This is a genomic window from Alkalidesulfovibrio alkalitolerans DSM 16529, from assembly GCF_000422245.1.
GTDB classification, from domain to species: domain Bacteria; phylum Desulfobacterota; class Desulfovibrionia; order Desulfovibrionales; family Desulfovibrionaceae; genus Alkalidesulfovibrio; species Alkalidesulfovibrio alkalitolerans.
Genome location: NZ_ATHI01000031.1, coordinates 141,368 through 154,695, shown reverse-complemented (window position 1 = coordinate 154,695; position 13,328 = coordinate 141,368). Strand labels below are relative to the sequence as shown.

The following is a 13,328-nucleotide window of genomic DNA, read 5'->3' as shown; positions in this document are numbered from 1 at the left end:
GCTGCCGTCCCTTGTCCAGACACCTTCGAGATGTTATCAGCGAAACCCGCAGCGCCCGTGGATCCGGCCCAGGGCACGGACAATCAGCAGGAGACCCATCGCCCATGAGCACTACCTACGTCATCCATCCCATCGTGGTGGGCAGCAAGCTTTTCGACAAGGGCATGATGACCTACCAGCACGGCTACGGCACGCCCTACGTGATTCCCATCTACGCCTGGTACCTGGAAGGCGGCGACAAGCGCATCCTGGTGGACACCGGCGAGATGCAGCCCATCCGCTCCGAGGATCGCGAGAAGTCGCTTGGCGGCCGCATCGAAACCATCGAGGAAGGTCTCGGCCGGTTCGGCCTGACCCCGGCGGATATCGACATCGTCATCCACACGCACCTGCACAACGACCACTGCGAAAACGACTACAAGTTCGAGAACGCGGCCATATACGTCCACGAGAAGGAACTGGCCCGGATCCACGACCCACATCCGCTGGATTTCCGCTACCTTGAGGACTACATCCTGGACGTGGAGGAGAACGGGCAGATCCGTGTCGTCAGCGAAGACATGGAGATCGCGCCCGGCGTACGCGTGGTCCACACTCCGGCCCACACCGAGGGCGGGCTGACCGTGCTTGTGGACACGGCCAAGGGCAAGGCCGCGATCACCGGCTTTTGCGTGATCATGGACAACCTCTTCCCGCCCAAGGACGTGACGGCCATGGAGATGGAGGTCATCCCTCCGGGTACCTGCACGAATCCCTACGAAGCCTATGACATCATGAAGCGGGTCAAGGAGATGGCGGACATCATCCTGCCCCTGCACGATCCCCGCTTCGCCTCGGGAGCGCCGATTCCCGGATGACGCCGCGCGTTCCAAGGCGCGATGCGAAAAGCCCCCGCCCGCCGGAACGAATTGTCCGGGGCCGGGGGTTTTTTCACAGGCCTGCTAATAAAGCTTGCGCTTGGAAAACGATGCCCCGAGCACGCTGAAGGTGTTCTCCACAATGAACAGGGCCGAGTCGTCTATGGAAAAGACGATTTCCTCCAGGCGCTTAAGCTGCACGTTGTTGACCACGGTCATCAGGATGTCGCGTTCCTTCTCGGAAAAGGCCCCGTAGCCCTTGATGAAGGTCGCGCCCTGCTTGAGCTTGTCCAAGATCTCGCGGGCGATCTCGCGATTCTTCTCCGAAACGATGAACACGCTCTTGCGCTGCGAGAACAGGGAGAGCATCTGGTCCACGACCACACTGGTAATAAAGACGAAAATGAGCGAGGCGATGACCAAGTCTATGTCCAAAAAGACCAGCCCCACGCTGAACAGCCCCAGATTGAAAAGAAAATAGAAACGGCCGATGCCGATGTTGTAGCGCTGAAAAAGGATCACCGCGAGGACGTCCAAGCCGCCGTTGGAACCGAGTGAACGAAGCACGAGGCCCGCGCCCGCGCCGCAGATCACCCCGGCCGCGATGGCCGCATAAAGCTGCGTCTGGATGCCCATGTCGTAGGAGATGGACTCGTAGACCAGCGTGGTCAGGACCATGGCGTAGAGGCTGTACCAGAAGAAACGCTTGCTGACGTAATAGCGGCCGAGCACAAAGAGCGGCACGTTGAGCAGGAAATACCACACACCGGGCGTGAGCAGTCCCGAGACGTAGTTGAGCAGCATGCCCACGCCGAAAACACCGCCCGCGATGAAGCCGTGCGGCACGGCCACGCTCTTTGCGCCAAGGGCAAAAAGCGAGCCGCCCAGGGTGATGAGCAGGCAGTTCCACCAGACGGTGTAGGTATAGTCGAATCTCTTGGCCATCATCATTCCTCGTTGCAACCGTGCGTCCAGTCGGGAGGAGTCCGCATAGGATATCGCGACATGGCTGGCAACCCCGCGCGCGACGAATCGTTCCTCAGGCCGCGGCCACCCCGCCCGCCCCAAAAAGAGGCTTGTGCCAGACGTTCATGCATTCGAGGCTGCCCGCGATGTTTGTGTTGCGAGTCAAACGCCCGGCGAAACGGTACCCGGCCCGGGCAAAAGCGATGTTCATGCCGAAGGATGCCGCCCGGGCGATGGTGTAGGCGGTGAGGAAACCTCGCTCGGCCATGTCCTTCTCCATGCGCGCGAGCAAAACGCCCGCGAGTCCCCTGCCCCGCTGTCCTGGCAGAGTGGCGAAATCGGTCATCTCCACATTGCATCCTGCCTCGTTCATCTCGGCGGAGGCCACGGCCACGAGCCGTCCGTTCTCGTACGCGCCGTGATAGACCACGTTTTCGGTCATTGTTTCGCGCAGGTACGCGGGATCGTGGATGGGAAAGGGATAGCTCGCGAAGACCTCGGAAAAGATCTCGGCCATGGCTGGGGCGTCGTCGTCCGAAAGCCGCCTGAGCTCATGGAGCCTGGATTCCGCGTCAATCCCCTCCCCCTGCCGTGCAAAGGCGGCCCGCAGCACCTCGTCGAGCAGTTCGGGCTTTTTGGGCGTTTCGCGCCATTCCTCGTAAAACCGCGACATGAAAGATACGGCGCGCCTGCCCCGGTGCATGCGCGGCACTCTCGCCTCCTCCACGAATCCGCGTGCGAAGAAAAGGTCGCGCGCCTCCTCTGGAACCTTGGCGAAGAACTTGCTGTAGCCGCGCCTTCTCGCCAGGGAATCGAGCCTTTCGACGACGCCCTGGGCCTCGTCCGCCGCGCCGAGCTTCATGAGATAGACACGGTCGGAGAGCGGCCCGTGCTGCACTAGTGCGGGCCCCACGCGCTCGATCACGTCGCGCGGTTGATCTTCCTGGACGGCTCTATGCGTCATCCACGCCCTCCTCGTTGGCCACGCGCCGGATGTGCCGCTCGTTCTCCATGGGCGTCAGGCTCGACGTCTCGTCCCAGTCGGCCAGAAGCTTCTCCACACCCACGGCCCGGTATTCGTCCGCGCCGTCTTCTTGGAGTTGCAGGTCGCAGTCGCGGCAATTGCGGTCGCAGACCGTGGCCTGATAACAGTCGGGCTCGGTGTAGGTCGTGATCACGCCCTCGTAGTTGCGCAACACGACTTTGTTCGTACCCCAGGAGATGACGTAGTTGGGCATCACCGGCACCTTGCCCCCGCCGCCCGGCGCGTCGATGACGTATGTGGGCCGGGCGAATCCGGAGGTATGGCCGACCAGGGATTCGATGATCTCGATGCCTTTGCCTACGGGCGTGCGGAAGTGCGAGAGCCCTTCGGACAAATCGCACTGGTAGAGGTAGTAGGGCCGCACACGGTTCTTGACCAGCGAGCGCACGAGCGTACGCATGATGCGCGGGCAGTCGTTGACGCCCGCCAGAAGCACGGACTGGTTGCCCAGCGGCACCCCCGCGTCCGCGAGGCGGCGCAGGGCCACCTTTGCCGAGCGGGTAATCTCGCGCGGGTGGTTGAAGTGGGTGTTCAACCACACAGGGTGGTACTGCTTGATGATCCGCGTCAGATCGTCGGTGATGCGGTAGGGCAAGACCACGGGCATGCGGGTGCCGATGCGCACGATCTCCACGTGCTCTATCTTGGACAGGCTCCACAACAGCCAATCGATGGTCTCGTCGGGCAGCATGAGCGGATCGCCGCCGGAGAGAATGACGTCGCGCACCTGTGGGGTCGCGCGGATGTAGGCCAAGCCCTGTTCGAGTTCCTCCCGCCCGGGAATGTGTCCATCGTCGCCGACCTTGCGCTTGCGCGTGCAATGGCGGCAGTACATGGAGCACAGGTTCGAGACGTGGAACAAGGCTCGGTCGGGGTAGCGGTGGGTGATGCCCGGCGCGGGACTGTCCACGTCCTCGTGCAGCGGGTCGGCCATGTCCGCCGGGGCGATGTCCAACTCGCGCACGGACGGAAACGCCTGCCTGAAGACCGGGTCGTTTTGGTAATCGCGCGGATCGATGAGCGAGAGATAGTACGGCGTGATGGACAGAGGGAAGGTCTCGATGGTGCGCTCGTAGGCCACCCTGTCCTCGTCCGGAAAACGGATGCCGGTCAGTTTCTCGAAGCCGGACACGCTGCGCACCGCGTTTCGGATGTGCCAGCGCCAGTCGGTCCATTTGGCCAGATCGGCGTTCTCGTTGATCCGTTTGGAGACTTCCTGCTGATGCGGATTGTAGATGGTCATGCACTATCCTTTGTGTTTTTCGCGCGGAAAAGAGGATTCCAAGGCCTGGAGCCTAAAGAATCTGGCCCAGGAATTCTCTGGTCCGCGCCTGTGTCGGTTCCGTGAACAGCGCCTGCGGTTCGCCGCTCTCCACGACAACTCCCTGGTCCATGAAATGGACCGTGTCCGCCACCTCGCGGGCAAAGCCCATCTCGTGCGTGACGACGACCATGGTCATGCCTTCGTCGGCCAGTTCACGCATGACCGAGAGCACCTCGCCGACCAGTTCGGGATCGAGAGCGCTAGTCGGCTCGTCGAAGAGGATGGCTTCCGGTTCCATGGCCAGGGCTCTGGCGATGGCCACGCGCTGTTTCTGGCCGCCGGAAAGCTGGCTCGGCCAAGCTTGCTCCTTGTCCGAGAGACCGACTTTGGCAAGGTAGGCGCGGCCGACCTCCTCGGCCTCCTTGCGGGACCTCCCGAGCACCTGGGTGGGTCCCTCGATGACGTTGCCAAGCACCGTCATGTGCGGAAAAAGGTTGAAGTGTTGGAAAACCATTCCCAGACGGGCGCGCAGGGCGTTTCGTGCGCGCTCGCTGTCGGGCACCGGCTCGCCGTCCACGGAGATGATTCCTTTTTGCGCGTGTTCGAGAAAATTGAGGCACCGCAGGAAGGTGCTCTTCCCCGAGCCGGACGCACCGATGACCGTAACCACCTCGGAGCGGACCACGTCCATGTCGATCCCCCGCAGAACGTGCAGGTCCCCGAACCATTTGTGCAGGCCCCGCACGCTTATGCGGGGCGCATCGACGTTCTCGCCGTTCATCATCAGGCAACTCCTTCGCTTACACGCAACCGCCGCTCGATCCGCGAGAATATCAAGGTGAATATCCCGGTGTAGAAGAGATAGAACAGCGCGGCGATGGTCAGCATCTCCATCATCATGAAATTCGACGACGCCAATTGCTGGCTCTTGAGCAAAAGCTCGTTGATGGTGATGGCGCTCGCCAGGGACGAATCCTTCAGCGCGATGATGAACTGGTTGCCCAGCGGCGGCACGGCGCGCTTGAAGGCCTGCGGCAGGATGATGCGCACCATGGCGCGGGTCCGCGTCATGCCGATGGAGCGTGCCGCCTCCATCTGGCCGGTCGAGATGGAGAGGATGGCGCCCCGGAAAATCTCGCCGATATACGCGCCGTTGTGCACACCGAGCGCCAAAACCGCCGATGTCAGGGCCGAAAGGCCGAGGAGTCCGCGCAAGCCGTAGTAGAGAAACAGCAACTGCAACAACAGCGGCGTTCCCCGGATGACGTAGATATATACCTGCGCGGGCCAATTCAGCCATATCCGGTCGGATATGCGGCAAAACGCGGTGCAAAGGCCGAGCGCCAGCCCAAGAAAAATGCCCAGCGCCGCGACTTGAAGCGTCATCCACGCGGCAGGCAGAAAAAACGGAAGATAGTCGAGCAACGCACCGAAATTGTAAGTCATAGAGTCCTTCCCGGCTGCCCCGAGGAGACGGCCCAATCGTCCGCCTCCTCGGGGATGATCGTGCTAGCGCGTGGTCACGTCCACGTTCAGCCACTTCAGACTGATGGCGGAAAGGGTGCCGTCGGCGTGCATCTCCGTGAGAATGCCGTTCACCGCGGCAAGTAGCGCGCCGTCATCCTTGCGGAAAGCCACGGCAATGTCCTCGCTGCGCAGTGGCGTGCCAAGCAAACGGATGTCGAAGCGCTCGGAATTCATGGCATTGACGCCGACCACCCGATCGGTGATGACCCCGTCCACGACCCTGTTGTGCAGTTCGAGCAGAGTCTGGTTGTCGTCCTTGTAAAGCCGGACGTCGCTTGCGCCCAAAGCCTGGGCGTCCGCCTCGAACGTCGTCCCGGTGACGACACCGACAATCTTGCCGTTCATATCCGAGGTCAGGACATGGGGAGCGTCTGACCGCACGACGACCTGTGCGCCCGAGAAATAGTAAGGGACGGAAAAATCCACGACCTCAAGGCGCTGCGGCGTCACGGCCATGCTGCCAAGGATGCCGTCGTAGGCCCCGGCGCGCAGCCCTTCGATGATTCCGCTCCATTCCGTGGTTACGGGCTTGAACGCAACGCCCAAACGGGAAGCGACCTCGCGTGCCACGTCAACGTCGAACCCGACGAGTTCGTTGGATTCGTTGTAGAAATTGAAAGGAGGATACCCGCCGCTCATGGCAAAGCTGATCTCGCCGCTTTGCTTGACGCGCTCAAGCGCGGTCGTCTCAGACTGACCGCAGCCCACGAGCAACAATGCGGCCGCAAGGGCCAACGCCAGAAATACAAAGGACACGGCGCGCAGGGTTCCGAATGGTCTGTGCATGATTGCCTCTCCTTAGGGTTGTCGTTTGCCGATGGGCGCAAGCAGGGGAAGCCGTTTTTTCCGGCAACCCGGCAATACCCCTGGCCGTCGGATCCCGACGACCAAGCCTGTCGATCTGTTGCGTGCTCGTGTCTGGCGGCCCGGGAGCGGACGCGGCCCGAAAGGCCGGCCCCCGCTGCCGCGAGGAGGCGGGCATATGGCCCGAATGGACGTGCTCCGCCGGAACGACGAAGTCACTGCGTTGAAAGAATCACGGAGTCTGCACTGCCTTGAATGCAGCCACCAAAGACCACTTACCTCAGCAATGACAAAATAATCTCATCATTGCGACGCATCGCGTCAGCACAAGAACATACGGATGCTCTTCTCGAAAATCCTTGCGCCCTCCACGAACGCTCATATGCATGGCATGAATAAAAAGAGATGTCAAATCTGCGCAGGCCATAGCATTCACGATGATTGCTTCAGACACATAAAACATCCATCAATCCAAAATTGCTGTCATCATGCGAAGTTGGAGGAAGGCTCGACCGAGAGTCGCACATCGCCCGGCATGAGAGCCGACAACAAAAAAGCCCCGTTTTCACGAGGCTTTTCGAACTATCTCGGACGTTGCCGGACTCTTCGATGGCGGGCAATGCAGGACTCGAACCTGCGGCCTTTGGCTCCGGAGGCCAACGCTCTATCCACCTGAGCTAATTGCCCGAAGGGAACACGTTCTATGTGCTGCCGTCTGCCTTGTCAAGCGGACTTGGCAAAAGCCGCCCGCTGTGTCAGGTATGGTTGTTCCCGTTCCCTGAAAAACACCGAATCCCGGCACGCGAGACAATGTACATCCAGCCGATACACCCCACGCAGAGCGACCCTGTCCTGTCGCGCCTGTTCAAGCAGGCGGCCCGCGAACTGCTGCACGCGCCGGTCAAGCTGCGCATGGCCCTTTCGCCCGACTATCCATGGCTCGTTTCTGGGGCCGTGAGCCGCATCGAGGCATTCCTCAAGCCCGAGTACCGCGTTTTCGAGTGGGGAGGCGGCCGAAGCACCATCTTTTTCGCCCGGCGCACGGCCAGCGTGGTCACGGTGGAGCACGCCCGCAAGTGGCATCGCCGTCTGGCCGCCAGAATCGAGGAACTCGACCTGCGAAACGTCACCCTCAGGTTCGTCGAGCCGCACGATCCTGCCCAGGGCGATCCGCCCGCGCCGAATCCGGCCAGACCGGCGCGCTGGAACGATCCCGAGGCCCGCGAGGACAAGCCGCAGTTCAGGGCCTACGCCGACGCCGTGCTCGACTATCCCGACGGCCATTTCGATCTGGTGCTTGTCGATGGCCGCGCCCGCGTAGCCTGCGCCCGGAACGCCCTGGACAAGCTCGCGCCCGGCGGCCTTTTGGTCCTGGACAACGCGGAGTGGCCCAAATACCAGCCCATCCGCGACATGACGCACGGCTGGACCACACAATCCTTCGCCAACGGCGTCTGGGAAACCGCTGTCTTCACCCGCCCCGGCGATGCAAACGCCTCCCTGGAGCGCGCATGACCACCCGCACCATCCTCCTCGCCGTGACCGGCGCAAGCGGCATGCCCTACGCCGTGCGCCTAGCCGAGACCCTGGCCGAGACTCCGGACGTCTCGCTGCACGTCATCTTTTCGGAGGCAGCCCGCCGCGTGCTGGCCCTCGAATCTCCCGATGGCGGACGCCGCATCGAGGACGCCGCCGACGTCGTGCACGAGGCGACCGACATGGCTGCCTCGCCCGCCAGCGGCTCGTGGCCGCACCACGGCATGGTGGTGTGCCCCTGCACCATGAGCACCCTTGCCTGCATCGCCGCAGGCACCGGCTCCAATCTTGTGCACCGCGCGGCGGACGTGGCGCTCAAGGAGCGCCGTCCCCTGGTCCTCGTGACGCGCGAGACGCCACTTTCGCTAATCCACATCGAGAACATGGCCACCGCCACCCGTGCGGGCGCCGTCATCATGCCCGCGTGCCCCGGCTTTTACGCCGGGGCCGATTCCGTGGACTCCCTGGCGGACTTCATGGCCGCCCGGATACTGGACCACCTGGGGCTGCCGCAGACCCTCGTGCGGCCCTGGAACACCTGAATCCAAAGGAGCACGCCATGCCAACGACGCTGACCTGGCTTGGGCATTCGAATTTCAGGATCGCCTCGCCCGAGGCTGTTCTGCTCGTGGACCCCTTCTTCGCGGGCAATCCGAACGCCCCCTCACGGGCGGAGGACGTGGGCAAGGTGGACGTGGTCTGCGTGACCCATGACCACGACGACCACATCGGCCAGGCCCTGGACATCTGCCTGGCCACCGGGGCCACACTGGTGGCCATGTTCGACCTGTGCGGCAAGCTCGTGAACCAGGGGCTTTCGCCGCAAAAGGCCGTGGGCATGAACATCGGCGGCACGGTGGAAGTCGCGGGTTTTCGGATCAAGATGGTCCAGGCCATGCATTCCTCGGCCACGGGCACGGCCGCCGGGTTCATCATCACCCTGCCCGACGGCCTGTGCCTGTACCATTCGGGCGACACGGGGATATTCAGTTCGATGGAGTTGTTCGGCAGATTCCACACCATCCACGCGGCCATGCTGCCCATCGACGGCCGTTTCAACATGGACGCCGAACAGGCGGCCTACGCCTGCAAGCTCCTGAGCTGCAAGCGCGCGGTGCCCATGCATTGGGGCACATTCCCCATCCTGGCCCAAGGCACAGAGGACTTCAAGGCCGCGCTGGCGCGCATCGCCCCGGACACGGAAATTCTGGCGCTCGCGCCCGGCGCGTCCACGACCTTTTCCTCTCCCGGGCCGGACGGCGATTGCGAGTGCGACTGACGACATCTCGCGGGACGACCTGACGACATCCCGCCCCGCAGGAACACGAAAAACCCCGGTCCGATGCCTAGAAGCGCATCGGACCGGGGTTTTTCCGAATTTCAGACTCGACGTCAAAGCCCTATTGCGCCTGCGGCTGGGCGTTTTCCGGAGTTGGTTCGAGCGAAAGCTTGAAGGCCTCGATGACCGAGCGCCTGGAGCTCAGCCCGGCCGTGCCCGAATAGGTGTGCAGCAGCACGCAGAGTTCCTTGTTGCCGTCATTGTCGATGTCCGCCACGGCGTAATCGACCACGGTCCCTTTGAACTGTCTGGTCTTCCAGATCAGGGAGAGGCCGACGCCGTCCCAGTACAGAGAATGAACTTCGCCGAAGGGGAAGTCGCGGTAGTTGGCGAAGATGTTGGCCGCCTTGGAGATGTTCCGGCCGACGATCAGCTCGTACTTGTTCTTGTCGGCCAGTTTCGCCAGCAAGAGTCGCCCGGATATCCAGTACTTGTTCGTCTCGGAGGATTGGCTTGCGCCGAGCCCGGCCACGCGCTTGGCGTAGTTGAAGCCCACGGGCGAGTTGGCGTACTCGTCGCCGGTCTGGGCGACGAAGCGTCCGGTGGCCGTGTTCACGCGGATGCGGTCGAAGTCGTCCACCACCAGGATCATTTCGCCGTCCTGGGTGGGCATGTAGCCGAAGTTGAAGATGTTCCCGTACGCGGGCAGATTCACCCGGACGCCGGGCTGTATCTGCCCGTTCGAGACGATGACCTCGTGGACGGTGCCGTCCAGGGGGTGGTTGTTGCCTTTCTTCTGGCAGAACAGCATCTTGCGGTAATAGGGGGGAACCTGCACCGCGTCCATGAACAGGGGGATGTTCTCCTGGACGTATTGCAGCCTTCCGCCGTCATAGGCCAGCACCGCGCTCCAAGGGGTTCCGTCCCTGCGTCGCGTCTCCTCGTACTCGTCCGCAAGCCCGGTAATGATGATGTTGTTGCGGGAGACCATCCCAAGTTCGAACGTGTTCACCCGCAACGAGCGAACGCGGCTTGGAACCTCGATGCTCGCCTGAAGGTCCATGCGGCCCGAGTGGATGCTGTAGACGTTGAGCTTTCCATCCTCAAGCAGGACGATCTCGTTCACCCCGTCGCCGTCGAGGTCGTCGATGACCATGCTCGCGGCCTGCACGGGCAGGGTCTGGCTGCGCCAGCGCCCGGACTGGTCAGGGGTCTCCTGCTGCCGGAAGTACGGGTTCAGGAAGAAGTCCTGGCGCGCGTCCTGCTCGTTGTAGACCAGGTCGGGATTCATCATCTGAACCTGCTGCCTGGGCTGCCCCTGCGCCACGGCCGCCTTGGCGTCCGCGCCGGGACGCTTGAAGACCTCGGCGTTGATGGACTGCGCGACCCCTTCCATGGCCGGGATGAGGGCGCTCAGCTTGACCGAGGAACTTTTGGGCCAGTGGTTGCCCGCGGCGTCCACGACCTGCACGTCCAGGCTCACGTCTTCACCCACGATGGTAGCGGAGCCGAAGACGAGATAGTCGGTCCCGAGCTTCTGCAAGGCCTCGCGCGCCTGGGCGGCGGCCGTGGGAACGCCCGCGCCCGCGACTCCGGACGGCTCGATGGGGTCGAAGTGGCCGCGCCAGGTCAGGCGCGAGGTGAGCATGCTCTGGATGGCCGGGCCAAGGTAGGCGTAGTTGTCCGGCCCCATGATCTTGAACGGCGTGACCGCGAAGGTCTTTCCGGCTTCCTGCGCCGAGGCCGCAGAAACGAGGCCGGCCAGGAGCGATCCGACGAGCGCCACGAACAGCGCGGCGATACGAACACAATGCATTTTCATCTCCTCCACGTCCTCCAAGTCGCTGGCTTGCGAGGCGGCCTTGCGCGGCGCGCCCACGGCTCCTTGGCGGGAAGTCGTGCCATAGCAGGTTACTTTCCGAAGTGCAAAGCCGCCCGCACTGCTCACCCCACGAGCGCGCGCAGGGTCTCATGCAGACGCGCGGCCCGCTTGTGGCCCACGCCCGGCAGGGCGGCCAGATCGTCCTCGCTGGCCTCGCGCATGGCGTCCACGGAGGAAAAGCGATCCCACAGCAGCCGGGCGGTCTTGGGGCCGACGCCGGGCAGCGACAGGACGTCGCTTTTCACGGCCTCCTTGCGCCGCGCCTTGCGCTGCCTGCCAATGACGAAATCATGCGCCGCGTCGCGCATGCGTTGCAAAAAGAGCATCTCGGCCCCGCCCGGCCGGATCGGCAGGGGGTTCTTGCGTCCGGGCAGAAAAACGGTGTCGCCGCGCTCCGCCGCGCCGCGCCCGGCCTTGACGATGCCAGCGAGCGCGAAGAGCCCTTCGTGCCCGGCCTCGGCCAGGACGCGGCGCACGGCCTCCACCTGTCCTCGTCCGCCGTCCACGAGCACCAGATCGGGCCATGGCGGGCCGCTCTCGATGCGCCGTCGGGCCCACTCGGCCAGGGCGCGATAGTCGTCGCCGCCCACGTCTTCGAGGGCGTAGGCCCGGTTGTCGTCCGGCCGGGGCTCCCCGCCCGCGAAGACGACGTGCCCGGCGCGCGTGGCTTCGCCCTGCAAATGGGATACGTCCACGCATTCGATGCGCTCGGGCGGGCCACCCAGGCGCAGCGCGCGGGCCAGCGCATCGAGGAGCGCCTCCCTCCCGGCCCCGTCCCTGCACGTGGCGCAGGCCTGGGCCGCGTTCTTGCGCGCCATGTCCAGCAGGGCCTTCTCCGGCGTCGAACGCGGCGGACGGACCCAGACCTGGGCCTCGCGCCGCTCGGCCAGCACCTGGGCCACTGTCTCGTCGCGCAGGGCCCAGGGCACGAGCACCGTGGGCGGAATGAGCCGCCTGGGGCCGTAGAACTGGACCAGCGCGGCGGCCACGGCTTCCTGGCCGTCCTCGCTGTCCCGTCCGGCCCAGAAAAAGCTTTTCTGGCCGATGAGCCGCCCCTCGCGCACGAAAAGAAGGCTCAGACCGAGCCCACCCTCGCTCGCGGCCACGTTCGCCACGTCCATGTCGCCCCCACCGGGGATGACCGTGGCCTGGCGCTCCAGGGTCGTGCGCACGGCCGCGATCTGGTCGCGCAACTCGGCCGCCCGCTCGAAGGCCAGGGCGTCGGAGGCCTCGCGCATGCGCGCCGTGAGATCGCGCACAAGTTCCCCCGAACGGCCCGAGAGCAGCATCTCCACCTTGCCCACCAGGGCGGCGTACTCCTCGCGCGGGACGTCGAGCACGCACGGGGCCAGGCATTGCTTCATATAATGATACAGGCAGGGCCGCGCGCGGTTGGCCATGACCCGGTCCGTGCACTTGCGCAGGGGAAAGATGCGGCCGATGAGCCGCCAGGTCTCCTTGGCCGCGGCCGCGGAGGTGAAAGGACCGAAATAGACCGAGCCGTCGCGCTCCACCTTGCGGGTCACGCTCAGGCGGGGAAAGGGATGCCCCTTGGAGAGCCTGAAGAGCAGGTACTGTTTGTCGTCGCGCAGGACGATGTTGTAGCGCGGCCGGTGCTTCTTGATCAGGCTGTTTTCGAGGAGCAGCGCCTCCTTCTCCGTGGCCGTGAGCAGCGTGTCCACGGCGGCCACCCTGGCCATGAGCGCCCGCGTCTTGGGCTCCAGGACGTCGGCCGCCTTGAAGTAAGACGCCAGACGGCGCTTGAGGCGCTTGGCCTTGCCCACGTAAAGGACGCGCCCCTTGGCGTCCTTCATCAGGTAAACGCCCGGCGCGTCCGGCGCTTGGAGCAGGATGGTGCGTGCGTCCGTCATCGCCTTCTACCTAGGCATTCGCGGGGGCGGCGTAAAGGCCCGCGCGAGCTGGACGGCCGGGGAAGCCTTGTATCGCATAGACCACGAGGCTTTCACGATGCCCCCGCTCGATGACGAACTTTTCGGGATGAACCGTCAGGCAAGACGGCGGTACAAAAAACTGGACGGTAAAAATTTTTTTACCAAATGCCAAAAAATTGATTGCATGCCGCGAGCAAAGGCGCTAGACCGATTTTCAAGAATTCCGGATTTCCGGGGTTCGCGGTGTCGGATGTTTGTCAGACCACAGCACAGCAA

At 63.6% G+C, this 13,328-nt stretch carries 12 protein-coding genes and 1 tRNA gene; 4 read left to right on the top strand and 9 right to left on the bottom strand.

Annotated elements, in window-relative coordinates:
- The first annotated feature begins 104 nt into the window (after positions 1–104).
- Positions 105–857: an N-acyl homoserine lactonase family protein gene (locus DSAT_RS13290; protein ID WP_020888049.1), complete on the top strand. Its 753-nt coding sequence runs from the start codon at positions 105–107 to the stop codon at positions 855–857.
- 84 nt (positions 858–941) lie between these two features.
- Here the strand turns inward: DSAT_RS13290 and DSAT_RS13285 are convergent, their stop codons facing one another.
- The 7 genes from DSAT_RS13285 to DSAT_RS13255 all read right to left on the bottom strand — a co-directional run bounded on the left by DSAT_RS13285 (position 942) and on the right by DSAT_RS13255 (position 7,150).
- Positions 942–1,802, bottom strand: a complete 861-nt coding sequence (locus DSAT_RS13285) for a YitT family protein (protein ID WP_020888048.1) — start codon at positions 1,800–1,802, stop codon at positions 942–944.
- Between the two features lie 94 nt (positions 1,803–1,896).
- Positions 1,897–2,787: a putative beta-lysine N-acetyltransferase gene (gene ablB, locus DSAT_RS13280; protein WP_020888047.1), complete on the bottom strand. Its 891-nt coding sequence runs from the start codon at positions 2,785–2,787 to the stop codon at positions 1,897–1,899.
- Complete coding sequence (kamA, locus tag DSAT_RS13275; RefSeq protein WP_020888046.1) at positions 2,777–4,111, bottom strand: lysine 2,3-aminomutase; 1,335 nt, start codon at positions 4,109–4,111, stop codon at positions 2,777–2,779. The genes ablB and kamA overlap by 11 nt, the downstream gene beginning before the upstream one ends.
- Before the next feature lie 52 nt (positions 4,112–4,163).
- Complete coding sequence (locus DSAT_RS13270; RefSeq protein WP_020888045.1) at positions 4,164–4,916, bottom strand: amino acid ABC transporter ATP-binding protein; 753 nt, start codon at positions 4,914–4,916, stop codon at positions 4,164–4,166.
- Positions 4,916–5,578 carry an amino acid ABC transporter permease gene (locus tag DSAT_RS13265; RefSeq protein ID WP_020888044.1) on the bottom strand — a complete coding sequence of 221 codons (663 nt, stop codon included), beginning with the start codon at positions 5,576–5,578 and terminating at the stop codon, positions 4,916–4,918. Before DSAT_RS13265 ends, DSAT_RS13270 begins: the two co-directional genes overlap by 1 nt.
- A 63-nt stretch (positions 5,579–5,641) precedes the next feature.
- Positions 5,642–6,445 (bottom strand): ABC transporter substrate-binding protein, encoded by an 804-nt coding sequence (locus DSAT_RS13260; protein ID WP_020888043.1) that lies wholly within the window; start codon positions 6,443–6,445, stop codon positions 5,642–5,644.
- Between the two features lie 628 nt (positions 6,446–7,073).
- Positions 7,074–7,150 (bottom strand) — tRNA-Arg (locus tag DSAT_RS13255).
- 123 nt (positions 7,151–7,273) lie between these two features.
- Between DSAT_RS13255 and DSAT_RS13250 the strand changes: the two genes are divergently transcribed.
- From DSAT_RS13250 to DSAT_RS13240, 3 genes are read left to right on the top strand one after another with little or no spacing between them, the layout of a single operon-like run.
- The gene (locus DSAT_RS13250) at positions 7,274–7,978 is read left to right on the top strand and encodes an O-methyltransferase (RefSeq protein ID WP_020888042.1); all 705 of its coding nucleotides are present in this window, start codon (positions 7,274–7,276) and stop codon (positions 7,976–7,978) included.
- Entirely contained in the window at positions 7,975–8,541 is a 567-nt protein-coding gene (locus DSAT_RS13245) for a UbiX family flavin prenyltransferase (protein WP_020888041.1), read from the top strand. The genes DSAT_RS13250 and DSAT_RS13245 overlap by 4 nt, the downstream gene beginning before the upstream one ends.
- A 17-nt stretch (positions 8,542–8,558) precedes the next feature.
- Positions 8,559–9,278, top strand: coding sequence for a metal-dependent hydrolase (locus tag DSAT_RS13240; RefSeq protein WP_020888040.1), 720 nt, complete (start codon positions 8,559–8,561; stop codon positions 9,276–9,278).
- Between the two features lie 121 nt (positions 9,279–9,399).
- On the opposite strand, the gene DSAT_RS13235 is transcribed toward DSAT_RS13240, so the two are convergent.
- Together DSAT_RS13235 and uvrC are read right to left on the bottom strand one after the other, a co-directional pair.
- Positions 9,400–11,094 (bottom strand): hypothetical protein, encoded by a 1,695-nt coding sequence (locus DSAT_RS13235; protein WP_235695968.1) that lies wholly within the window; start codon positions 11,092–11,094, stop codon positions 9,400–9,402.
- A 128-nt stretch (positions 11,095–11,222) separates the two neighbouring features.
- On the bottom strand, positions 11,223–13,031 hold the full coding sequence (uvrC, locus tag DSAT_RS13230; RefSeq protein WP_020888038.1) for an excinuclease ABC subunit UvrC: 1,809 nt from the start codon (positions 13,029–13,031) through the stop codon (positions 11,223–11,225).
- Between the last annotated feature and the right edge of the window lie 297 nt (positions 13,032–13,328).